General features: G+C 70.7%; 17 protein-coding genes. 8 read left to right on the top strand and 9 right to left on the bottom strand.

Features of this window, described 5'->3' with window-relative positions:
* Positions 1–7: 7 nt before the first annotated feature.
* Positions 8–508, bottom strand: coding sequence for a MarR family winged helix-turn-helix transcriptional regulator (locus ACQP0P_RS04040; protein WP_433371032.1), 501 nt, complete (start codon positions 506–508; stop codon positions 8–10).
* Between the two features lie 57 nt (positions 509–565).
* Between ACQP0P_RS04040 and ACQP0P_RS04035 the strand changes: the two genes are divergently transcribed.
* Complete coding sequence (locus tag ACQP0P_RS04035) at positions 566–1,159, top strand: class I SAM-dependent methyltransferase (RefSeq protein ID WP_433371029.1); 594 nt, start codon at positions 566–568, stop codon at positions 1,157–1,159.
* Positions 1,160–1,450: 291 nt separating this feature from the next.
* On the opposite strand, the gene ACQP0P_RS04030 is transcribed toward ACQP0P_RS04035, so the two are convergent.
* The 3 genes from ACQP0P_RS04030 to ACQP0P_RS04020 all read right to left on the bottom strand — a co-directional run bounded on the left by ACQP0P_RS04030 (position 1,451) and on the right by ACQP0P_RS04020 (position 4,031).
* Entirely contained in the window at positions 1,451–2,167 is a 717-nt protein-coding gene (locus ACQP0P_RS04030; protein WP_433381670.1) for an HNH endonuclease family protein, read from the bottom strand.
* A gap of 101 nt (positions 2,168–2,268) precedes the next feature.
* Positions 2,269–2,937 (bottom strand): response regulator, encoded by a 669-nt coding sequence (locus ACQP0P_RS04025; protein WP_433371026.1) that lies wholly within the window; start codon positions 2,935–2,937, stop codon positions 2,269–2,271.
* 125 nt (positions 2,938–3,062) lie between these two features.
* Positions 3,063–4,031 (bottom strand): magnesium transporter CorA family protein, encoded by a 969-nt coding sequence (locus tag ACQP0P_RS04020; RefSeq protein ID WP_433371023.1) that lies wholly within the window; start codon positions 4,029–4,031, stop codon positions 3,063–3,065.
* 217 nt (positions 4,032–4,248) lie between these two features.
* Here ACQP0P_RS04020 and ACQP0P_RS04015 point away from each other — a divergent pair, with 217 nt between their 5' ends.
* Positions 4,249–4,734 carry a hypothetical protein gene (locus ACQP0P_RS04015; RefSeq protein WP_433371020.1) on the top strand — a complete coding sequence of 162 codons (486 nt, stop codon included), beginning with the start codon at positions 4,249–4,251 and terminating at the stop codon, positions 4,732–4,734.
* A 12-nt stretch (positions 4,735–4,746) separates the two neighbouring features.
* Here ACQP0P_RS04015 and ACQP0P_RS04010 read toward each other — a convergent pair whose 3' ends face one another.
* Positions 4,747–5,982, bottom strand: a complete 1,236-nt coding sequence (locus tag ACQP0P_RS04010; RefSeq protein ID WP_433371017.1) for a benzoate/H(+) symporter BenE family transporter — start codon at positions 5,980–5,982, stop codon at positions 4,747–4,749.
* Positions 5,983–6,053: 71 nt separating this feature from the next.
* Here ACQP0P_RS04010 and ACQP0P_RS04005 point away from each other — a divergent pair, with 71 nt between their 5' ends.
* Entirely contained in the window at positions 6,054–6,647 is a 594-nt protein-coding gene (locus tag ACQP0P_RS04005) for a helix-turn-helix domain-containing protein (protein WP_433371014.1), read from the top strand.
* Between the two features lie 81 nt (positions 6,648–6,728).
* A complete protein-coding gene (locus tag ACQP0P_RS04000) occupies positions 6,729–7,949 on the top strand; it encodes an MFS transporter (protein WP_433371011.1) in 1,221 nt (406 codons plus the stop codon).
* A gap of 16 nt (positions 7,950–7,965) precedes the next feature.
* Here the strand turns inward: ACQP0P_RS04000 and ACQP0P_RS03995 are convergent, their stop codons facing one another.
* Positions 7,966–8,712 carry an MBL fold metallo-hydrolase gene (locus ACQP0P_RS03995; RefSeq protein ID WP_433371008.1) on the bottom strand — a complete coding sequence of 249 codons (747 nt, stop codon included), beginning with the start codon at positions 8,710–8,712 and terminating at the stop codon, positions 7,966–7,968.
* A 111-nt stretch (positions 8,713–8,823) separates the two neighbouring features.
* Between ACQP0P_RS03995 and ACQP0P_RS03990 the strand changes: the two genes are divergently transcribed.
* Positions 8,824–9,654 (top strand): putative RNA methyltransferase, encoded by an 831-nt coding sequence (locus ACQP0P_RS03990; protein WP_433371005.1) that lies wholly within the window; start codon positions 8,824–8,826, stop codon positions 9,652–9,654.
* Between the two features lie 176 nt (positions 9,655–9,830).
* Positions 9,831–11,597 carry a prolyl oligopeptidase family serine peptidase gene (locus tag ACQP0P_RS03985; protein ID WP_433371003.1) on the top strand — a complete coding sequence of 589 codons (1,767 nt, stop codon included), beginning with the start codon at positions 9,831–9,833 and terminating at the stop codon, positions 11,595–11,597.
* A gap of 123 nt (positions 11,598–11,720) precedes the next feature.
* On the opposite strand, the gene ACQP0P_RS03980 is transcribed toward ACQP0P_RS03985, so the two are convergent.
* Positions 11,721–13,259, bottom strand: coding sequence for a PP2C family protein-serine/threonine phosphatase (locus tag ACQP0P_RS03980; RefSeq protein ID WP_433371000.1), 1,539 nt, complete (start codon positions 13,257–13,259; stop codon positions 11,721–11,723).
* Between the two features lie 120 nt (positions 13,260–13,379).
* Here ACQP0P_RS03980 and ACQP0P_RS03975 point away from each other — a divergent pair, with 120 nt between their 5' ends.
* Together ACQP0P_RS03975 and ACQP0P_RS03970 are read left to right on the top strand one after the other, a co-directional pair.
* On the top strand, positions 13,380–17,558 hold the full coding sequence (locus ACQP0P_RS03975; protein WP_433370997.1) for a HAMP domain-containing protein: 4,179 nt from the start codon (positions 13,380–13,382) through the stop codon (positions 17,556–17,558).
* 3 nt (positions 17,559–17,561) lie between these two features.
* Positions 17,562–18,194 carry a response regulator gene (locus tag ACQP0P_RS03970; RefSeq protein WP_433370994.1) on the top strand — a complete coding sequence of 211 codons (633 nt, stop codon included), beginning with the start codon at positions 17,562–17,564 and terminating at the stop codon, positions 18,192–18,194.
* Between the two features lie 43 nt (positions 18,195–18,237).
* Here ACQP0P_RS03970 and ACQP0P_RS03965 read toward each other — a convergent pair whose 3' ends face one another.
* Together ACQP0P_RS03965 and ACQP0P_RS03960 are read right to left on the bottom strand one after the other, a co-directional pair.
* On the bottom strand, positions 18,238–19,449 hold the full coding sequence (locus ACQP0P_RS03965; RefSeq protein ID WP_433370991.1) for an NYN domain-containing protein: 1,212 nt from the start codon (positions 19,447–19,449) through the stop codon (positions 18,238–18,240).
* Positions 19,450–19,725: 276 nt separating this feature from the next.
* Positions 19,726–22,044 (bottom strand): zf-HC2 domain-containing protein, encoded by a 2,319-nt coding sequence (locus ACQP0P_RS03960; RefSeq protein ID WP_433370988.1) that lies wholly within the window; start codon positions 22,042–22,044, stop codon positions 19,726–19,728.
* Positions 22,045–22,084 lie beyond the last annotated feature (40 nt).

Raw genomic sequence — 22,084 nt, 5'->3', positions numbered from 1 at the left:
CGTGTCCTCAGGAGACATCGCCTGGGTGGTGGGGCGGAACCCGCCCGCGCCCGGCATGGCCTCCGCTCTGGATGACGCGGGCCAGGCCGGTCAGCCCGAGTATGAGGCCCGCGCGCTCGTCGGCGGTGAGCCCCTCGAACAGCGCGGCGTGCGTGGTGCGCAGGTCGGCGCCGACCCGCTCGGCGGCGGTCCATCCGTCAGGGGTGAGGCGGAGACGGTAGAAACGGCGGTTGGCCGGGTCCCGTTCGCGCGACAACCACCCCCGCCGTTCCATGCCCGCGGCCAGACGGCTCACCGTGCTCTTCTCCAGGCTCAGACGGGTGGCCAGTTCCCCCTGGGAGAGCGTCCCGGAGTCGGCGAGCTCGCCGAGGGCGAACACCTCCGACAGGGAGACGCGCAGGCCACCGTAGTCATGCGGTTCGAGCAGTCCACCCGTCCTGACAAGCAGCTTCAACAGCCGACGCAGCTCGTCATCGGGGAACGTCCCCCCATGAGTTGTATCGTACAACTATCTATCCTATGCTCGACATTACACAGTTGTGCTTTACAACTATAGGAGAGCGTCATGCGTGCCATCCATCGCGCCCGTGCGAGCCTGTTCGGTCTCTTCCACCACGGTGGCCTCTACGACCGGCTCGTCAGCCACGGATTCCGTCCCCTCTACACCAAGGTCACGGCCGACGTCGTGTCGGCGGCGCCCGCGGGGGGAACCAGGGTGCTCGACGTGGGCACCGGCCCCGGGCGGGTCCCTCTCGCGATCGCCCGCGCCTTGCCGGAACTGCGGGTCGAGGGCCTCGACCTGTCCGCCGAAATGATCGACCGCGCCCGGCGGAACGCGGCGGAGGCCGGGCTCGCCGGCCGTGTCGACTTCGCCGTGGGCGACGTCGCCGACCTCCCCTACCCCGACGGTGACTTCGACCTGATCGTCTCCAGCATGAGCCAGCACCACTGGCCGGACGCCGCCGCGGGACTGCGCGAGTTGCGCCGGGTCCTCGGCCCCGGCGGCCGCATCTGGATCTACGACTTCCGGTTCGCGTTACGCCGGGCCGAGGCCGCCGCCCGTGCCGCGTTCCCGGGACATCCCGTCCGCCTGGAGACCATCCGCACCAGCCGCCTGCCGATCAGGTTCATCGGCCGGGTCGTGGTCGAAACCTCCTGAGGCCCTGCCCCGTCTCCGAGTCGTCTTCTTTGGACCCCCGAGGCCCCGTGCCTCCCTCCCGGATCGGGGACCGGGCGATGAGAGCCCCGGTGCTCGGCGGATATGGCGCGGCCGGCGCGTCGTGGTCCCGCCGAGCGGTCGGCTCGTCGACGGTCGGTGCCGGAGAGGTCATGGGAGTCCCTTCGCCTGCTGGTCCGGATCGGCGCCGGAGGCGACCGGCGACCGGCTGGGAGGACGGTGGAGGAACGGCTCCGAAGGATAGAGGACCTCTTCTGACCGGTCCACCGGAGATCACCGGCACTGGGCGAGCATGACCCTCTTGTCCGCGCGGGTGACCGGCAGGTGGTACTTCAGGGCCACCTGGGCGAAGCGGACCACGTAGGCGCAGCGGACCCCGCGCCTGGGGGGAAGCCAGGAGGCCGGCCCCGATCCGCCCTTGGCCTCGTTGGCGCCGCCGTACACCGGGAGGAGGTTGAGCGGGTCGTTGGCGATGCGCATCCGTTTGGACCGCGACCAGCGGGAGGCTCCCATCCGCCACTCGTAGGAGAGCGGGACCACGTGGTCGACCTGGATCTCATCGGAGCGCTTCTTGCTCCAGTGCACGATCCGGCCGGTGTAGGGATCACGCAGCCTCATGGAGACGACCACGCAGCCGGATCCGCGACGGTAGCGCACCTCCTCGCCGTCGCGGGCCAGCAGGTCGTCGCGGGTACGGCAGCCGTTGCGCGCGTACGGCACGCCCCTGGCGGTGTCGGCCCAGTTCGCGCCGAACCTGGCCCGGCTGTAGCCGGCCTTTGACCCCATCCGCCCGACCCGGAGCCTGCTGATCAATCTGACCGCGGCACCCCGGTCTCCGGCCGACCTGACGGGCGCCAGCCCGGGCCGCAGACCGTCCGGGTTGTCCAGCGGCACGACCCTCGCCGGCGCGGCCCTCGCGCGCGTGTCGCCGTGCGTCGACAGTGAGAAGAGCATCGCGGCGCCCAACACCACGGCGACCACCCCCCGCATGCCCACCCATGCCTCCAGAAGGGTCTACCGGCCCGTTCTTGACCAATTCCCGGGAATCGGCTGGTTGACACAGGAGTGTCCGCGGGTTGAGACCTGACCGGTCAGGGCTGGAAGCGGTAGCCCATGCCGGGCTCGGTGAGCAGATGGACCGGGTGCGCGGGATCACGCTCCAGTTTCTTGCGCATCTGGGCCATGTACTGGCGCAGGTAGTTGGTCTCCTTGTGGTACGAGGAGCCCCAGACGTCGTTCAGCAGGCGGCGCTGGGTGATGAGCTTGCCGGGGTTGCGGACCAGTATCTCCAGCAGGCGCCACTCAGTGGGGGTCAGCCGCACGCCACCCGAGACGGTCCTGCCCACCAGGTCCACCTCGTGCTCACCGATCACGAACCTGGCCGGCTCCTCCTCGGGAACCGAGGTGCGGCGCGACACCGCGCGGATCCGGGCGAGCAACTCGTCGACGCCGAACGGCTTGGTGACGTAGTCGTCCGCGCCCGCGTCCAGGGCCTCCACCTTGTCATGGCCCTCGGCCCGGCCGGACAGCACGATGATCGGGACGGTGGTCCAGCCGCGCAGCCCCTGGATGACGTCCACCCCGTCCATGTCGGGCAGGCCGAGGTCGAGCACCACCAGGTCGGGGTGCCAATCCGCGGCCTGGCGCAGGGCGGCGGCGCCGTCGGCGGCCACGGCCACCTCGTACCGGCGGGCGACCAGGTTGATCCTCAGCGCCCGCAGGAGCTGGGGCTCGTCATCGACGACGAGGATGCGCGTCACGGGTCCTCCACGGTTGCGGGCACAGCCTGGGAGGGGCATGGTGCGGTCTCCGGCGGCCGGTCCCCCTCCCCGAGGCCAGGTTACGGCCGGCCAAATGCCCGGAGTGGGCACGGGGTCCGGCCGGATCAGAGCCAGTTGCGCTTCTGGAACGCCCGGTAGAGCAGGATGGTGCCCACGACGATCAGGCCCGTGGACACCCAGAACCCGATCGGCTGCCCGAAGCCGGGGTAGGGCACGTTCTGCCCGTAGAAGCCGGTGATCATCGTGGGCACCGCGATGATGGCCGCCCAGCTTGTGATCTTCTTCATGATGTCGTTGAGCCGGAATCCCTGCTGGTTCATATGGGCCTCGCGGACGTTGCCCACCAGGTCCCGCAGCGACTCGCTCCACTCCGCGGTGCGCAGCGTGTGGTCGTAGACGTCCTGGTAGTACGGGGTCAGCCCACGGTCCATGACGTCCTCACCCCTGCGCAGCAGGCTGCCCACGACCTCGCGCGTCGGCACCGCCAGCCGCCGGAAGCGCACCAGCTTCTTGTGCATCTCGAAGGTCCGGCGCTGGATGTGCTGCATGTCCCGGGAGTTGTTCTGGAAGAGGTCGTCCTCCAGCTCCTCGACCCGGTCGTCCACCATCTGGAGGACCTCGAAGTAGCCGTCCACGATGTAGTCGAGCAGGGCGTGCAGCAGGTACGGCGCCCCGAACTTGGCCATGTCGGCGTTGGCGTCCCAGCGCCTGATCACCTCGTCGATGTCGAACTCGGGGCTCTCTCTCACGGTGACCAGGGCGTTCCTGGTCATGAAGATCGAGATCTCGATGAAGTCGAGCCCCTCCTCCGCGAGCCTCGTCGCGTAGACGGTGATGAACAGGTGGCTGTCGTAGGTGTCGAGTTTGGGGCGCTGCTGGCTGTGGATCGCGTCCTCGACGGCCAGGGGGTGGAGACCCAACTCCTCGCTGATCTTCGCCAGGTCCGCCTGGGTGGGCGAGCAGAGGTCGAACCAGACGACGACCGATGTGTCCTCCACGTGCTCGGAGACGTCGTCGATGGGAAACCCCTCGGCTTCCAGAACCCCGTTGCGGTACAGGCGAGTGCGGTCCATGGGCGCCCACCCTAGACCTGCGGTGACAGGCATGGAATCCCCGTCAGATCCACATCTTCAGACCTCATGCCCCAGCCGAGGGACCGGATCGCCCGGTGGCGTCTTCCGGCGGCCGGTCCGCCACATTCCCCGGCGACCACGGGGATTCGGATGAATAATCCCGCCCGCTCGGGGCAGCAGTGCCTACCACAACAGCCGAAGCCTGAGGTGAGGTCACATGATAGTGCTGGGACTTCTCTTGATCGTACTCGCGGGTGCGACCGTGATCGCGGTCTCCTGGGACGAGACCGCAGCATCGACCACCACCGCGACGTTCACCATGTTCGACCGCGTGATCCAGCTCACCCAGCTGGAGCTCTTCTTCGCGGGTGTGGCCACCGGGGCGGTTCTCCTGCTCGGCCTGGGAATCGTGTTCGCCGGGATGCGGCGCTCGTCCGCGCACCGGCGCAGGCTCCGTACCTCGCGCGCGGAGGCTCGTGACCGGGTCATCCGCCTGGAGGAGGAGAAGCGGGAACTGGAGCGCAAGCTCGAAGCGAACCCCGCCACTCCCACGGCTCCTGCGGCTCCCGTGGTCGACCGTGACCGTGACGGCGTCGACGACCGCGCCGAGGACACCGCGCCCCACCCCCGGGTCGAGGTGCCCCGCCAGCCCTCCACCGACCAGCTCGTGGCCGGTCGCCACGGGCGCTCGGACCACCACTAGTCACATCTCCCCTCAGCCGGGGCGGCCCGCGGGCCGCCCCGGCTGAGACGTACCCGGGCTGCCACCGTTCGCCATGGCCGTGTTCGGAGGAGTCTGAGGGGATCTCCGGCGGCGGTGCAGCAGCGTCATGAGCCCGCCGGCCACGAGCCCCCAGAAGGCGGCGCCGACCCCCAGAATCGTCAGCCCCGACGCGGTGACCACGAAGGTGACGACCGCGGCCTCCCTGCCCTCGGGGTCGGCGACCGCGGAGGCGACGGCCGAGGCGAACGCGCCGAGCAGGGCGAGACCGGCGACGGCCTCGATGAGCGACGACGGGGAGAGCAGGGCGAGCGCCGTGGCCAGACCCGAGCCGATGCCGAGGACGATCATCGAGGCGCCCGCGCTGACCGAGGCGATCCACCGGCGGGCCGGGTCGGGGTCGGCGTCGGGCCCGGCGGCCAGGGCGGCGCTGATCGCCGCCAGGTTCACCGCGTGGCCGCCCAGCGGAGCGCCCAGCGTGCTCGCCAGACCGGTGGAGACGAGGATCCCCCGCAGCGGGGGACGGTAGCCGTACCCGGCGAGGACCGCCATGCCCGGCACATTCTGCGAGGCCATGGTGACCAGGAACAGCGGGAGCGCGATACTGACCAGCGCCTGGACGTTCCAGGACGGGATGGTCACCTCCACCACCGGCCGCACGTCCACGGCTCCCAGCCCCGGCCCGGTCAGGGCGATCGCCGCGACGGCGACGAGGAGGGCCACCGGGGTCGCCCACCCTCGGGCGAACCTGCTCAGCAGCGCCCAGACGAGAACGGCGGGGCCGGCCATCAGCGGTACCTCGGCGAGCGCCCTGACCGGCGCGACGCACAGGTCGAGCAGGACCCCGGCGAGCATGGCACCGGCGATCGGGGTGGGGATGGACGCGATCCAGCGTCCCAGGACGGGGAAGAGCCCGGCCGCGGTGAGGAGGAGCCCCGAGACCGCGAACGCGCCGACCGCCACGGGAAAACCGCCCTCCACGGCTCCGGTCGAGACCAGTAACGCCGCTCCCGGCGTGGACCAGGCGATGGTGATCGGGAGCCGCTGCCGCACTCCCAGCCACACGGCCACCACGCCGTTGGCCACGCAGAGCACGAGCAGCCCTGACGCCGCCTGCCGCTGGTCCGCGCCCACTGCCCTGAGCCCGGCCAGGACCACGGCGAAGGAGCTGGCGAAACCGACCACCGCGGTCACCACTCCGGCCAGCACGGGTTGAAGCAGGCGTGTCATCTGCCGGTCCTCACACGAGGGATGCCTATCGTTCCGTAAACGGAACAGATCCGGTGCTGCACGATAGCCCCATGGACTCCGAAGCACAACACCCTCGCCCCGCCGTGGACGGTGGCATGGCCGACATCGGCCGGCGCGTCCGCCGGCTGCGCGAAGAGCGCGGTATCTCCCTGTCCGCCCTCGCCCGCGGCGCCGGCGTCGGCAAGGCCACGCTCTCCGGCCTGGAGAACGGCATCCGCAACCCCACGCTGGAGACCCTCTGGGCGATCACCACCGAGCTCGGCGTCCCCCTGGCCATGGCCTTCCACACCCCGGCGCCGGAAGGCTCGGACACCACCTCCGGCGGGAGCAGGCCCCCGGTCGTCCACGGAACCGCGGTGGAGGGGACGCTGCTCCAGGTCTTCGAGGACGCGGAGGTCACCTACGAGCTCTACCGGCTGGTGATCCGCGCGGGGACGCCACAGGTCTCGCCGGCGCACCACGAGGGCGTCACCGAGCACGTGACCGTTTTCGCCGGCACGCTCAGCGCGGGACCGGCCGGCGCCCCCCTGCGGGCCGGTCCCGGCGAGCACATCTCCTGGCGGTCGGACGTTCCGCACACCTACGCCGCTCTCGGTGACCAGGACGTCCAGGCCGGCCTGCTCATCCGCTACCCGCGCCGCTGATCCCGGCGGCCCGCGCGGCCGCCGCCGACGCTCGGCGACCCGCTCGAATTCATAAAATTTCTAAAAAGTAATATTTGCCGTATGACACCACGGTCCACAGCGATTCTCATCTGGGCCACGGGTGTTCTGGCCTACGTCACAGCCGTATTCCACCGGCAGTCACTGGGCGTGGCCGGCATCGAGGCGGCGGCGAGACTCGACGTCGGCGCGGCGGGACTCTCGGTCCTGGCCATGTGCCAGCTCCTGGTCTACGCGGGCATGCAGGTGCCCGTCGGGATGCTGGTCGACCGGCTCGGTTCCAAGCGCATGCTGGTCCTGGGGGCCATGGTGATGGCCTGCGGCGAACTCGTCTTCGCCCTGGCCGAAGGCCTGCTGCCGGGGATCGCCGGGCGGACGTTGATCGGGTGCGGGGACGCGATGACGTTCATCAGCGTGATCAGGCTGGTCGGCCTCTCCTTCCCGGCCCGTCGCAACCCGCTGATGGTCCAGCTCACCGGCCTGATCGGCCAGCTCGGCGCGATCGCCTCCACGGTGCCCCTCATCCACTCCCTGCACACCTACGGCTGGACGCCGACCTTCATGGGCGCCGCCGTGCTGGGCGTGGTCTCCGCGTTCCTGCTGGTCATGGTGGTACGCGACACCCGCCCCGAGCGTACGGGGGAGTCGCCGAGCCTGAAGGCCGCCTGGGCCGAGCCCGGCACCCGGCTGGGCATGTGGACCCACGCGGCCACCCAGTGCTCGGCCGCGGCCTTCCTGCTGCTGTGGGGATATCCCTTCCTGGTTCAGGGCCAGGGGCTGTCCCCCTCGACGGCGGGCGTGCTGCTGTCCACCCTGACCCTGTGCGGCATGGTGTGCGGGCCGCTGCTCGGCTACCTCGCCGGGCGGTTCCCCTTCCATCGCTCCCGGATGGTGCTCGTCGTGATCGGCACCACCGCCGGGGCGTGGACCGCCGTACTGGTCTGGCCGGGGCGGGCACCGCTCTGGCTGCTGGTGACGCTCGTGGTGGTGCTGGCGGCCAACGGCCCCGGGTCGTTGATCGGCTTCGACTACGCCAGGACCTTCAACCCGGCCGCCCGGATCGGCGTGGCCACCGGCATCGTGAACGGTGGCGGCTTCGTCGCGTCCGTGTCGGTGATCGTTTTGATCGGCGTCACCCTCGACCTGATGGGCGGGAGCGACCCGGAGGCCTTCCGATGGGCGTTCGCCACGCAGTATCCGATCTGGGCCCTGGGTGTCGTCCAGGTCATCCGCTACCGGGGCAAGGCGCGCCGCCTGCTCTCCGCCGCCCAGGCAAGCGCGTAGGGCCGGCCGTCTCCCGTCAGACGATCCGGGTGAAGGGCTCGGCGAAGTGGGCGGTGCCGATCATCCCCCGCTCCGCCCTGACCCGGTCGAGCAGCTCCACCCGCGTGGCCGCGGCCAGCTCGGGGTCGTCGTCGTAGAGGTAGGTCACCCGCGGATTCTCCAGTTGCACCGGATGCAGCACCACGTCGCCGGTCAGCAGCAGATCACCGACCTGGACGATCTGATGGCCGGGGGTGTGCCCCGGCGCGAGCAGCACCCGGATGCCCGGCAGCACCTCCGCACCACCATCCACGGCCTGCACCCGCTCGCCCAGCGGCCGGACGACGTGGTCCAGGACCGTCTCGGCCGCCGCGTCGATCTCCGCGCGCTGCAGGACGTACCGGGCGTTGGGGAAGGCCGGTGCCCCCGCGACCACCGCCCCGCTCGCGTGGTCGCTGTGCAGGTGCGTGATGACCACGGCCTCCACCTCCCCGGGGGCCGTCCCCACCCGGGCCAGCTCCGCGCCCAGCGCGCCGGGCACCGGCGCCCAGCTCGACGCGGGCGAGTCGCCGGGGCCGATGCCCGTGTCGACGAGCACCGTACGGCCCGCCGCGTCGCGCAGCAGGTAGCAGTGGAAGTGCAGGATCCACTCGTCCGGCTCGCCGTGGCGGCCACCGGGGAACATCTCCCGCATCGGGCGCCGGATCGAGTCGCCCATCGGCCCCACCGCGTCACACAGCGGGAACACCTCGACCCCGGCGACCGTTATCGACTGATGAAGCATTCGCTCTCCTGTTCGATTGAGTGGTTCCCGCCCTCGCCATGGGGACACTGCTCGCATCGTAGGGACATTCCATGACAATTCAGCTGCGGCGGAACGCGAGATGATGGAGCGATGCTGGACGATGTCGTCGAACACCTCGCCTGCCCGGTCTGCGGAGGCGCTCTGACCCTTCACGACCGGGCCCTCGGGTGCGCCCTGGGACACGGCTTCGACGTGGCCAGGCAGGGATACGTCAGCCTGCTGACCGGGTCGCGGGTGCCCGGGACGGCCGACAGCGCGGCCATGGTGGCGGCCAGGGATACCTTCCTCGGCGCCGGGCACTACGCCCCCCTTGCCGAAGCGATCGCCGGCGTCTGCCCTACCGGCGCGAAGGCAGTCGCGGACGCCGGGGCCGGGACGGGTTACTACCTGGCGCGGGTGCTCGACGAGCTGCCGGGGGCCGTCGGAGTGGCGCTGGACGTCTCCAAGCACGCGATCAGGCGGGCCGCGCGGGCGCACCCCCGGCTGGGGGCGGTGGTGACCGACGTCTGGAGACCACTGCCGCTGAGAGATGGCACGATAGATGTGCTTCTGAATGTGTTTGCCCCAAGAAACGGGGCAGAGTTTGCCCGAGTGCTCAGGGGTGACGGTGAGCTTGTCGTGGTCACACCCACCTCGCGGCACCTCGTACCACTGGTGGAGCGGCTGGGACTTCTGTCGGTGGACGAGTCGAAGGAGCGACGGATGGCGGAGAGCCTGAGCGAACACTTCGTCGAGACCGACCGGAGCATCCACGAGTTCGAGATGACCCTGGGCCGCGACGCGGTCGGGGCGGTCGTGGGAATGGGGCCCAGTGCCTGGCACATGGATGCGGAAGTTATGCGGAGAAAGGTGGAAGGACTTCGTGAAATGAGCCCCGTGGAGGCTTCTTTCCGTATGTCTATCTTTAAGCACCACCCCTGAGCAAGCCGTGTGCTTGACAGCCACCTTCGGGACGCCTGTTACTGATGTGACATTTAGTCCGAAATTCCCGGACATTACTCAAGCAATTACCCGGTGAAGACGACATACTGGACCGCAATCCGGCGAGCCCGCGACTGAACGCGTGAAGCTGACGCCTTGACGGAGGGAAGCGCCCTATGAAGGCGGAGGAACGCTGGCAGGCCAGGTTCCGCGCGCCGCGCGCGACGCTGCCTGTGTGGGCGGTCCAGGCTCCCAGCCGGTCCGTCTACCGCAGTAACGCCTCAGGGGCGTGGGAGGTCTACACCTGGGACCGCGCGGGCGGCTCGACCCGCCAGGTGACCTCACGTCCCAAGGGCACCTCGCACGGCGCGCTCGACCCCACCGGGCAGTGGATCTGGTGGTTCGACGACACCGACGGCGACGAGTGGGGCCGGTGGATGCGCCAGCCCTTCTACGGCGGCCCCGACGAGCCGATCGACCTCGACCCCGGTTTCCCCTGCGGCCTCGGGCTCTCGGCGACCGGTGAGGCGGTCATCGGCATGGCCAGGCCCGGCCGCGGCTTCACCATCCACCTCGTCAGGCCGGGGGAGCCCGCTCGGACGATCTACGAGCACGCCGAGGCCGCCGCCGTCTCCGCCGTCTCCCTGGACGGCTCGCTGATCGCGATCAGCCACAGCGAGCACGGTGACGCCCGGTACCCCGCGCTGCGCGTGCTCCGGCGCCACGGCCAGGTCGTCGGCGACCTGTACGACGGTCCCGGCAAGGCGGTCTCCGGCCTGCGCTTCGCGCCGCTGTCCGGAGATCGCAGGCTGCTCGCCCTGCACGAACGCAGGGGCCGCCGCGAACCCCTCGTCTGGGATCCCGAGACCGGTGACCAGCGGGAGATCTGGCTGCGCGACCCGGGGGAGATCACCGCCGACTGGTACGGCGACGGCCGTTCGCTGCTCGTCGTGCGGGGTCACCGCGGCCGCACCCACCTGAGCCGCTACGACCTTCCCGGCGGCGGCTTCTTCCCGATCGAGACCCAGCACGGCGTGATCGACGCCGCCGCGCCCCGCCCCGACGGCTCCGTCGAGTACGCCTGGTCCAGCGGGGCACACCCGCCGCTGATCCGGTCGACCAACGGCCACATGGTGATGAGCCATGGCGGCCCCACCTCACCGCCGTCGGTCCCGGTCGAGGACGTGGACGTGGAGGGGCCCGGCGGCCGGATCCACGCCCTGGTCTCGCGCCCCGAGCGCGGCTCCGGCCCCTTCCCCACCGTCTTCCTGCTGCACGGCGGCCCCACCTCGCAGGACGACGACTCCTTCGTACCGCAGGTGGCCTCCTGGGTGGACCTGGGTTTCGCGGTCGTAAGGGTCAACTACCGGGGCTCCACCGGGTACGGCTCGAACTGGCGGAACGCCCTCAGCGGCGATGTCGGGCACATCGAGCTGGCCGACGTGACCGCCGTCAGGGACGCCCTGGTCGACCGCGGCGTCTGCGACCCCGACCGGCTGGTGCTGTCCGGCGCCTCCTGGGGTGGCTACCTCACACTGCTCGGTCTGGGCACCCAGCCCAAGATGTGGGCGGCGGGCATCGCCACGGTGCCGATCGCCGACCACGCGGCCGCCTACGCGGAGGAGGCGGAGGCGCTGCGCTCCTACCACCGCGCGCTGCTCGGCGGCTCCCCGGAGGAACAGCCCGAGCGGTACGCGGGCAGCTCTCCGATCACCTACGTCGACCAGGTCGAGGCGCCGCTGCTGATCCTCGCCGGAGAGAACGATCCGCGCTGCCCGATCGGGCAGATCGAGGCGTACGTGGCCAGGCTCGCCGGGCGCGGCCACGAGCACGAGGTCTACCGCTACGACGCGGGCCACGGCTCACTGGTCGTCTCCGAGCGCATCACGCAGATGTCGGCGCAGCTGGACTTCGCCCGCAGACACGTGAAGACCGACATCTAGCCTCTGCCCGGCGCGAGGCGCAGGAGGCAGCCGCGGCGTGCCGCGGTGACCGACGCCCCGGCGAGGAGCCGCCCGACCACGGCGGGCAGAGGATCTGCCCGCCGTGGGTCGCGGCCGGCCCCGTCAGCGTGCTCGCAGGACCACGATCGCCATGTCGTCGGCGCTCGGCTCGGGTGCGAAGTCCTGGACGGCGCGGCGGATCCGCTCGGCGACCGCCCGCGCCGACAGGCCCACGCACTCGGCGAGCAGCTTGGCCAGACCCGCGTCGTCGTCGAGCAGCCGCCCGTCCCTGCGGCGCTCGGTGACCCCGTCGGTCACCGCGAGGAGCACGTCACCGGGGTCGAGGTGGACGACCTCCGCCTTGAAGGTCGCCTCGGGGAAGACGCCGAGCAGCGACTGGGAGGTCACCACCGTCTCCACGACACCGCTGGGTCGCAACCGCAGCGCCTCCGGGTGGCCGGCGGAGACCATCGACACGTTCAGACCGCTCGGCCTGGGCGTGATCTCCCCGTGCAGCAGCGTCAGGAACCGGGCGCGGTCGCCCTCCTCAAGGATGGCCTGGTTGAGGCGGTCGAGGACGGCGGCCACACCGTACCCCTCCCGGGCGAGCAGGCGCAGGGTGTGGCGGGCCAGGCCGGTGACCGCGGCGGCCTCGGGACCGGTCCCGCAGACGTCGCCCACCGCGAACCGCCAGGATTTGTCGCCGACCGCGAACAGGTCGTAGAAGTCGCCGCCGACCTCGTTGGTCTCCCCCGCGGGCTCGTAGACCACCGCGGGGTCGAGGCCGGGGATCTCGCCGGGCTCGTCGGGAGGGAGCAGGCTGCGCTGGAGCGCCCGGTTGGCCGCCGCCTGAGTGGCGTACAGCAGGGCGTTGTCCAGGGCGAGGGCGGCGCGGCGGCCGATGTCCTCGGCGTACTGAAGCACGTCCTCGGTGAACCGGTCGGGGCGTCCAAGGCACATCGCGCCCAGCGTGCGCCCGCGCGCGAGAAGCGGGATGACCAGCACCTGCGAGTCGGCGAGCTGCATGGAACCACCGGTCTGCGGGATCTGGACGGTGGCGAGTTCCTCCCGGAGCTCGTCGATGCGCCGCTCATCGGTGTGCCAGAGGTAGGCTGGGCGCTGCGGGCCGCCACCGTTGCTCCATGTGTAGACGGCACACCAGGTGGCCAGCCTCGGCACCACGATCTGCGAGATGATCGCGGGCACCATGTCAGGATCGAGGGTGCCCGCCAGCAGGTCGCTGGCGTCGGCGAGAAAACCCATCCAGATCGGCCCGCGGCTGGGCTCCTCGGCGGTCCACTCCGAGGACGGCCGCCCGGAGGAACCGGGCAGCCGGATCCTGGCCCAGTGCGTGCGCTGCTGACCGGCGAAGGTGACACCCCACTCCTCCACCGGTACGGACGGGGCGCAGGGGCTCGGCTCGGGGGCCCATTGCTGGCGCACCTCGATCTGCAGCCCGTCACCCAGGTGGTTCCAGACGACCTCGAAGGGGGCGTCTGAGACCTGCGAGGAAAGCTCGGCCGCCAGCCGCTCGGCGACCGCCAGCACGGAAACGGCGGCCCAGGCGGTCATCACCTCCACGGTGAACCGCCTGACGGCGGGGACGGCGGTGTGTCCCGGGGTGAAGGTCGCTGCCAGGACGGCGCGAGGAGCACTGGTCACTATTCCGTGACTACCACACTTCCCGTTGACATGGGGTGAATCGAAGGTGGGACTACACATTGCGCACCGTGACAGACTGGGGTGACTCACGGCTGCGCCCCCGGGAGTCAAGGAGGTCATATGACCACGGTCAACACCGTGCCCGACGTCGAGGAGCGACGTTACAGCGAATCGGATCTACGACCGATCCTGCAGACACTCATCACCTGGCGCAACGGCGATTTCCGCCGCCGGGTGCCACATGCCCCGCCGGGAATCCTCAGCGAGATCCGGCTGCTGCTCAACGAGGTGGCCGACCGCCGCGAGCATCTGGCCAACGAGCTGCACCGGGTCCGCCGTGAGGTGGTGAAGGAGGGCCGCTTCGCCGAGCGCCTCAGCCCCGGCCCCGGTGTGGGCTCGTGGGCCGAGAGCGTCGATTCGGTCAACTCGCTGATCGACGCGCTCGTCGGCCCGGTCAGCGGAGCGGCGGACGTGATCGACGCGGTGGCCAAGGGCGATCTGTCCCGCCGGATCGACCTTGACCGCGCTGCCAGAGGTGAGGTGCGCCGCCTCGGCAAGGCGATCAACGGCATGGTCGACCAGCTGTCGATGTTCACCTCCGAGGTGACGCGGGTCGCCCGCGAGGTCGGCACCGAGGGCCAGCTCGGCGGCCAGGCGCAGGTGCGCGGCATGGCGGGAAGCTGGCGCGACCTCACCGAGGCCGTCAACACCATGTCCAGCCGCGTCTCGGCGCAGGTCCGCGACATCGCGGCGGTGACCACCGGAGTCGCACGGGGCGACCTGAGCCGCAAGGTCACCGTCGACGCGGTCGGCGAGATGTTCGAGCTGAAGAACACGGTCAACACCATGGTCGACCAGCTGCTGGCATTCGCCGAGGAGGTCACCCGGGTCGCCCGCGAGGTCGGCACCGAGGGCCAGCTCGGCGGCCAGGCGCAGGTGCGCGGCGTCTCCGGCGTCTGGAAGGACCTCACCGACAACGTCAACGTGATGGCGGGCAACCTGACCACCCAGGTCCGCGCGATCGCCGCGGTGTCCACGGCGGTGGCCCAGGGTGACCTGTCCAAGAAGATCACCGCCGACGCCCAGGGTGAGATCCTCCAGCTCAAGGACACCCTCAACACCATGGTCGACCAGCTGTCGATGTTCGCCGACGAGGTCACCCGGGTCGCCCGCGAGGTCGGCACCGAGGGCCAGCTCGGCGGCCAGGCCCGGGTCCGCGGCGTCTCCGGCGTCTGGAAGGACCTCACCGACAACGTCAACTCCATGGCCAACAACCTGACCTACCAGGTCCGCAACATCGCCGAGGTCACCACCGCCGTCGCCAACGGCGACCTGACCCGCAAGATCGACGTGAACGCCCAGGGCGAGATCCTCGCCCTGAAGACCACGATCAACACCATGGTCGACCAGCTCTCCTCCTTCGCCTCCGAGGTGAGCCGGGTCGCCCGCGAGGTCGGCTCCGAGGGCCAGCTCGGCGGCCAGGCGCAGGTGCCCGGCGTCTCCGGCACCTGGAAGGACCTCACCGACAACGTCAACGTGATGGCCAACAACCTGACCACCCAGGTGCGTCAGATCGCCGCGGTGTCCACGGCGGTGGCCCAGGGCAACCTGTCCAAAAAGATCACCGCCGACGCCCAGGGTGAGATCCTCCAGCTCAAGGACACCCTCAACACCATGGTCGACCAGCTGTCGATGTTCGCCGACGAGGTCACCCGGGTCGCCCGCGAGGTCGGCACCGAGGGCCAGCTCGGCGGCCAGGCCCGGGTCCGCGGCGTCTCCGGCGTCTGGAAGGACCTCACCGACAACGTCAACTCCATGGCCAACAACCTGACCTACCAGGTCCGCAACATCGCCGAGGTCACCACCGCCGTCGCGTCCGGCAACCTGACCCGCAAGATCGACGTGAACGCCCAGGGCGAGATCCTCGCCCTGAAGACCACGATCAACACCATGGTCGACCAGCTCTCCTCCTTCGCCTCCGAGGTCACCCGGGTCGCCCGCGAGGTCGGCTCCGAGGGCCAGCTCGGCGGCCAGGCCCGGGTCGAGGGCGCCGAGGGCATCTGGAAGCGCCTCACCGAGAACGTCAACGAGCTCGCCGCGCGCCTCACCACCCAGGTGCGCGCCATCGCCGAGGTCACCACCGCCGTCGCCACCGGCGACCTGACCCGCTCCATCACCGTCGACGCCGAGGGCGAGATCGGCGAGCTGAAGGACAACATCAACATGATGGTGGCGGTGCTGCGCGACACCACCACCGCCAACCAGGAACAGGACTGGCTGAAGTCCAACCTGGCGAGGATCTCCCGCCTCATGCAGGGCCATCGCGACCTGATGGAGGTCGCCAAGCTCATCATGAGCGAGCTGACCCCGCTGGTGTCGGCCCACTACGGCGCCTTCTACCTCGCCGAACCCACCGGCGACCACGACCTGCACCTCATCGCCGGATACGGCGTGCGCTCCGGCAACGGCCCCCGGCAGCGGTTCGCCACCGGCGAGGGCATCGTGGGCCAGGCCGCGCTGGAGGGCAGGGGGATCATCCTCGGCAACGTGCCCGCCCGCTACCTGACCGTCGACAGCGGTCTCAGCACCTCCACGCCCGCGCAGATCGTCGTGCTGCCGGTCCTGTTCGAGACCCAGGTGCTCGGTGTGCTGGAGCTGGCCTCGTTCAGCGAGTTCAGCGAGATCCACCACGACTTCCTGAACCAGCTCGTCGAGACCATCGGTGTCACGATGAACACGATCATCGCCAACTCCCGTACCGAGGACCTGCTGACCGAGTCGCAGCGCCTCACCACCGAGCTGCGGGAGCGTTCCGACGAGCTCCAGCGCCAGCAGGAGGAGCTGCGCCGCTCCAACGCCGAACTGGAGGACAAGGCGGCGCTGCTGGCCAAGCAGAACCGGGCCATCGAGATCCAGAACTTCCAGATCGAGCAGGCCCGGCGCACGCTGGAGGAGCGCGCCGAGCAGCTCGCGGTCTCCTCGCGCTACAAGTCCGAGTTCCTCGCCAACATGTCCCACGAGCTGCGCACCCCGCTGAACAGCCTCCTCGTGCTGGCCAAGCTGCTCACCGAGAACGCCGACGGCAACCTCACCGCCCAGCAGGTGGAGTTCGCCAGGACGATCCACGGCGCCGGGTCGGCCCTGCTCCAACTGATCAACGACATCCTCGACCTGTCGAAGGTCGAGGCGGGGCGGATGGACATCCATCCCCAGCAGATCTCCCTGCCCAAGCTCGTCGACTACTTCGAGGCCACCTTCGCCCCGCTGGCCCAGGACAAGGGCCTGTCCTTCACCGTCGAGGTCGACCCGTCGATACCGCAGGAACTCCGAACCGACGAGCAGCGCCTCCAGCAGGTGCTGCGCAACCTGCTCTCCAACGCGATCAAGTTCACCCCCAAGGGTGAGGTACGGCTGCGCGTGATCCACGCCGGTCGCTCCGTCGCCTTCGTGGACGACACCCTGCGCGGCGCCGACGGCATCCTGGCCTTCGAGGTGGTCGACACCGGCATCGGGATCGCCTCGGACAAGCTGGAGGTCATCTTCGAGGCGTTCCGCCAGGCCGACGGCACCACCAGCCGGAAGTACGGCGGAACGGGCCTGGGCCTGTCCATCTGCCGCGAGATCGCCCGCCTGCTCGGCGGCGAGATCCACGTGATCAGCAAGGTCGGTGAGGGCAGCACCTTCACCCTCTACCTGCCACCGTCCTACGGCGGCCCGTTGGCCTCACGTGACGGCGGGGCGAGCGCCCCCAGTTCCTCCCCCCGCAACCCGGCGCTCATCGGCGTGCTCGAGGGCTCCGACGACCTGCCGGAGCTGGCACGGGGCGACGACATGCCCCTGCCGCACTTCCCCCCGCAGGGCGAGGGCAAGCCGTGGAAGGGCGACGACCCGCTGACCGGGACGAAGATCCTGATCGTGGACGACGACATCCGCAACGTGTTCGCACTGACCAGTGTGCTCGAACGCTACGGCTCCACGGTGATCTACGCGGAGAACGGCCGCGAGGGCATCGAGCAGTTGGAACGTAACGAGGACGTCGCCCTCGTCCTGATGGACATCATGATGCCGGAGATGGACGGCTGGGCCACCACCTCCGCGATCCGCCGGATGCCCCAGTTCGCGGACCTGCCGATCATCGCGCTGACCGCTAAGGTCATGCGAGGCGACCGGGAGAAGAGCATCGCATCCGGCGCCTCCGACTACGTGCCCAAGCCCGTAGACGTCGACCGCCTGCTGGAACGGCTACGCGGCTGGCTGACCAGGGGCAAGCCTGCCGGTGACTCCGACGAAGGCGTGTGATCGATGCCGGACAAAGCCAAGATCCTCCTGGTGGACGACCGGGAGGAGAATCTGATCGCGCTGGAAGCCATTCTCAGCTCACTCGATCTGATACCGGTCCGGGCGAAGTCCGGGGAGGAGGCGCTGAAGGCCCTGCTCGGCACGGAGTTCGCGCTGATCCTGCTCGATGTCCGCATGCCGGGCATGGACGGGTTCGAGACGGCGGCCCACATCAAGCGTCGCGAGCGCACCCGCAACATCCCGATCATCTTCCTCACCGTGGTCGACAGCGCGCCCGACTACGCCTTCCGCAGCTACGCGGCGGGCGCCGTCGACTACCTCACCAAGCCTTTCGACCCGTGGGTGCTCCGGGCCAAGGTCGCGGTGTTCGTGGAGCTCTACAACATGAACCGCAGGCTGGCCGAGCAGGCCGCCATGCTCCGCGAACGCCTCTCCGCCGAGCTGCCGCCCGGCGACGCGGACGAGCAGGCGACCGTGCTGCCCGAGCTGTCCAAGCGCCTGGCCGCGGTCGAGAACGAGCTCGACCGGGTCACCGAGCTGGCACGCAAGAACGGCGCCCCCGGCCTGGTGGGCCCGATATCCGACCTGACCAACCGCCTCAACCACCTGCGCGCCGGCTTCGACGCCCTCACCTGACCGGGCTTCCCGGTCCGCGACGCCGGCTCGCGGAGCGCGAACCTCAGCGGCGGGCGCGCTCCAGGGCGTCCCAGAAGCCGCGGCGCAGGGCGTGGCGGACCTCGTCGTGCAGGAGGAAGTCGATCGGCAGCGAGGAGCCCTGGAGCAGCCGTGCCTCCAGATCCGAGGGCATCCGGGGCTTACGGGCGAGAACCGCCTCCAGCCACAGGGCGGGGGCGTCCTTGGCGACGGACTCGCCGAAGTCGTGGCCTTCCTTGTGCGCGGCCTTCACCGCGTCGGAGAGGGTCGTCGCGGCACCGTTCCCGGTCTGCACCGGCACGGGGGCCGGCTGAGGACCGGTGTAGGCGCCCATCTGCGACGCCTGGTAGCTCGGCATGCCGCCGGTGTTGCCCAGCGAGTACTGCGGGGCGGACTGCAGCGGGCCGGTCGAGCCGTTGACGGCCGCGTGCGACGGCGTGGGAGCGGGCGAAAGCGGCGGCGCCTGGGGTGGCGAGGCGGCCGGAGCGGCCGGTGTGACCGGGGTGGCCGGAGACTCCTGGGTGTAGCTCGGATAGGCGGAGGGCAGCGCGTGCTGGGCATGGGCCGCGCGGGGTGCCTGGACCGCGGGGACCGGGCTGGTGACCGGGCTGGTGACCGGGGAGCCGTTGCTGCCGCGAGTCGCGACGGGGTGGCCGTTGGTACCGTGCTGGTGGCCGTTGACCGCCAGGGGAGGCGCCTCGTCGCCGATCAGGCTGACGTGCGGCCGCAACTGACCGGCACCGATCTCGATCAGGTCGTCGCACTCCTGGCGGAGCGTGCGGGAGACGGCCCAGCTGCCGTCGGCGCTGATGTGCACCACGGTGACCCGGATACCGAGATCCTGGGCGTCGCAGACGACCTGCGCCAGGTCCTCGTCGCCGCTGACCACGACCGCGTCGCAGACCGCGCCGTTGCGGGCCAGCGTCATCAGGTCACGGTGGACCTGGGCGTCGACACCCTCGCGGCGGCCGGGGCGGATGCGCGACAGGCGGAGCTTGAGGCCGGGGATGTCGGCCAGCGTGTCGTGCTCGGGAGTACGCCGGCCCTCCACCGTCGCCTCGTACCAGTAACAGCGGAGCAGCGGCAGGCCGGTGCGCTCTCTCGACAGCTTGTTGAGCAGTTGGAGCAGCCCCGGGTAGTCCCAGGAGACCGCCTCGCGGTGGCGGGTTCCGTGCACCGCCATCGCACCGTCGGACAGCAGGTAACCGGCGTCCACGAACAGCGCGCAACGATCCACCTGACACCGCCCTTCCTACGTGGCCCGATCCTCTGGCTCGGACAAGCCCGAAAGAGCCCAGAGAGACGGCCCTTCCTCAGGGTAATCAAGCGGCTGACCATCCGAGGGTGAATCCCGACGATTCCACCCGCGCTCGACCATACGCCGGACCGTTTACGCAGACCGTACCAGTTTGTCCCGTTCGTCAACCCCCTCCGCAGGGTGCTATACGCCATCCGTCTCCGAGGTCCCGCGCCGCGTCCGTCGTACCGGAGGCCCGGCCTGCTCGAACGCGCCTCACGGAGCGGTCCGCACGCTCACCGCCGCCGCGCCGAAAAGCAGGACGTCCTGGTGCGTGCTGAGCTCCAGCACCGGGGCTCGGCCGAGGCGTGCCCGGAAGCGGTCCACATCCGTGCCGAAGGTCGCACGGGTGCCCCTCGCCCCGGTGGCGGATCCGTCGAAGGGATTGCCCGGGTCCCGCCCCCCTCCGGCGGGCCGGAGGGTCCGGCCACCGAGCCTCACCCGATCACCCGCGACGCCCGCGTCACCCTCCCAGGTCACCAGGGCCACCTTCGCGGGCGCGTCGGCGGGCGTCAGACCTCCGAGCGGTATCCGCATCGAGCGATGCCCCCGCTCCAGCACCGTCGCGGTGTCGACCACGACGGTCTGGCTGTACGGTCTGCGCGGGTCGGCCACGATGATCACCAGGCTCCACCCGGCATGGCGCGAGACGCCCGGCCTTATCGAGGCGTCGGCCACCCAGTACGTCCCGCGTGCCCTGCCCAGCAGCCGCGTCACATCGGCGAACGCCTGGTAGCCCCGCCCCACGGGCAGCTCTCGTTCCACCACCCGCGCGGCCCTGACCTGCCGGTACTCCGTCTCCCCCGGCACCTTGAGCTTGATCCGCCCGCTGGGGGGCGCACTCGCCGACCAGTAGAGTCCCGCCCAGACCACCTTGCCGGCCGTCGGCAGCACGAGCCGGGCGGCGCTCGATGAGCTGGTCGACGGATCCCCGTCCCGATCGAGAGGGCGCATCTCCCAGCTGTTGTTGTCGCGCCGGTCGCCCTGCCCCGCGCGGGCGGCCTCGCACCCGGGCTCCGAGGGCGCGCAGCTCAGCAGGGTGTTGCCGATCGCGGAGACGGCCACCCGGCCGTCGGTGGCGAACCGTGCCGGAGCCCCCTCCGCCCGTACGCCGCTGCGCGACCTGGCGGCCACCCGTGTCCCCGCCGTGGAGACCGTGACCGAGGGCACCGCCCCGTAGGGCGCGTCGTCCGACACCAGGACTCTCAGGAAGACCGCCGTGGCCCGGCCCGCCGGCAGCGGACCGCGGACGCACCGGGCACCTCGCCGCCACGCCCGGCAGGACCAGCCGTCGACCGTGCCGACCGGCGTGACGGCACCGACGGAGTGTCCCCCGCGGGATCCGGACGGCAGCGTCACACCTCGCGGCAGCCCGACGTAGGCGACGACCTCCTCGCTCTGCCCACGCCCCGCGTTGCGCAGCCGCACCGCCACGATGCCGGTCTCGGACCTGATCAGGGCACCGAGCGCGTCGATCCTGGCCACCAGGCGGGGCGCGAGCCAGGAACCCGTCCGGCCGTCCTGCCCAGTTCCCGTCGGCCCCGGCCCGATCTCGGCCGGCTCGCCGGCGCCGGCCCCGCCGCTCTCACCTCCGGACGCCTCCGGCTGCCCGGAGAGTGTCGGTACGACGCCTGGGAGCGCCGGGGCCATGACGATCGGCTCGGCGGCCGCGCTCGGCGGGGGCGCGGGCTCTGAGCCCGATACCAGCACGAGTGCGGCCACCGTCGCGACCGCGGTGGTGACCACACCGGCCGTGACGGCGCGCCGCACGGATCGGGGAGCCTGCCGCCAGCGGCCGGGCAGTCCGCCCCCCGTCGTGACGCCCATCCTGCCGAGCGCCGCTAGGTAGGCGGGGAACGCGGGACCGACGATGAGCGGGCCGATGACGGAGCGGATGCTCTGGCCGATGCCGGTCAGCTCCGTGAGCACCGCGCGGCAGCCCGAGCAGCCCTCCAGATGCTCGTCCACGATCCTGCTCTGTTCCCTGGTCAGGCCGCCACGGATGTGGTGGCCCAGCCTGGCCAGTGCGGGCCGGCACTCGGGCGCGGTCGTCTCGGCCAGGTGGATGCGCAGGCACGCCTGGCGCATCCCCTCCCGCGCCCGGTAGGCGAGCGCGGCCGCGCCGTTCACCGTCAGGCCGAGCAGGAGTCCGGTGTCGTCGGGCCTGGCCCTCTCGACCTCGGCGTGCCACAGGACGAGCTGCCACCTCTCCGGCATGGACGAAAAGGCCCTGGCCACCGGCGAGCCCTCCAGATCCGCCGCGTCGGAGGTGTCGCCGACGGTACGGCGGAGGGCGGTGAGCAGGTGGACGCGGAACGCCTGCTCCGGGCCGTCTCCCTGGTCGATCACGTGGTGGACCGCCGCGAACGTCTCCTCGACGACGCCCTCGACCCCGCTCTCGACGGGGAGGAGCAGGCGGGCCAGTGCGTATGCCGCGGGAGCGTGCCGCTGGTGGAGCACCCGGTAGGCGGCCACGTCGCCGTTCCTGGCGGCAGCCAGCAGCTCAGCGTCGCCTTGAGATGTTTCCGCACCCATTGTGACCCCATCATTACCCGGAGTTGCCTGCCGGATAGTC

Origin of the sequence: Streptosporangium sp. CA-115845, from assembly GCF_050943795.1 — a bacterium.
Taxonomy (GTDB): domain Bacteria; phylum Actinomycetota; class Actinomycetes; order Streptosporangiales; family Streptosporangiaceae; genus Streptosporangium.
Note: the sequence above shows the minus strand (reverse complement) of the source record. Positions and strands in the feature narration are given on the sequence as shown.

Bases quoted from the DNA above. Each gene is read 5' to 3' on its own strand.
- ACQP0P_RS03990 (WP_433371005.1), top strand. From the start codon at position 8,824: ATGCTGGACGATGTCGTCGAACACCTCGCCTGCCCGGTCTGCGGAGGC.
- ACQP0P_RS04005 (WP_433371014.1), top strand. From the start codon at position 6,054: ATGGACTCCGAAGCACAACACCCTCGCCCCGCCGTGGACGGTGGCATG.
- ACQP0P_RS04030 (WP_433381670.1), bottom strand. From the start codon at position 2,167: ATGCGGGGGGTGGTCGCCGTGGTGTTGGGCGCCGCGATGCTCTTCTCA.
- ACQP0P_RS04010 (WP_433371017.1), bottom strand. From the start codon at position 5,982: ATGACACGCCTGCTTCAACCCGTGCTGGCCGGAGTGGTGACCGCGGTG.
- ACQP0P_RS03970 (WP_433370994.1), top strand. From the start codon at position 17,562: ATGCCGGACAAAGCCAAGATCCTCCTGGTGGACGACCGGGAGGAGAAT.
- ACQP0P_RS04015 (WP_433371020.1), top strand. From the start codon at position 4,249: ATGATAGTGCTGGGACTTCTCTTGATCGTACTCGCGGGTGCGACCGTG.
- ACQP0P_RS03985 (WP_433371003.1), top strand. From the start codon at position 9,831: ATGAAGGCGGAGGAACGCTGGCAGGCCAGGTTCCGCGCGCCGCGCGCG.
- ACQP0P_RS03975 (WP_433370997.1), top strand. From the start codon at position 13,380: ATGACCACGGTCAACACCGTGCCCGACGTCGAGGAGCGACGTTACAGC.
- ACQP0P_RS04035 (WP_433371029.1), top strand. From the start codon at position 566: ATGCGTGCCATCCATCGCGCCCGTGCGAGCCTGTTCGGTCTCTTCCAC.
- ACQP0P_RS03995 (WP_433371008.1), bottom strand. From the start codon at position 8,712: ATGCTTCATCAGTCGATAACGGTCGCCGGGGTCGAGGTGTTCCCGCTG.
- ACQP0P_RS04000 (WP_433371011.1), top strand. From the start codon at position 6,729: ATGACACCACGGTCCACAGCGATTCTCATCTGGGCCACGGGTGTTCTG.
- ACQP0P_RS03960 (WP_433370988.1), bottom strand. From the start codon at position 22,044: ATGGGTGCGGAAACATCTCAAGGCGACGCTGAGCTGCTGGCTGCCGCC.
- ACQP0P_RS04020 (WP_433371023.1), bottom strand. From the start codon at position 4,031: ATGGACCGCACTCGCCTGTACCGCAACGGGGTTCTGGAAGCCGAGGGG.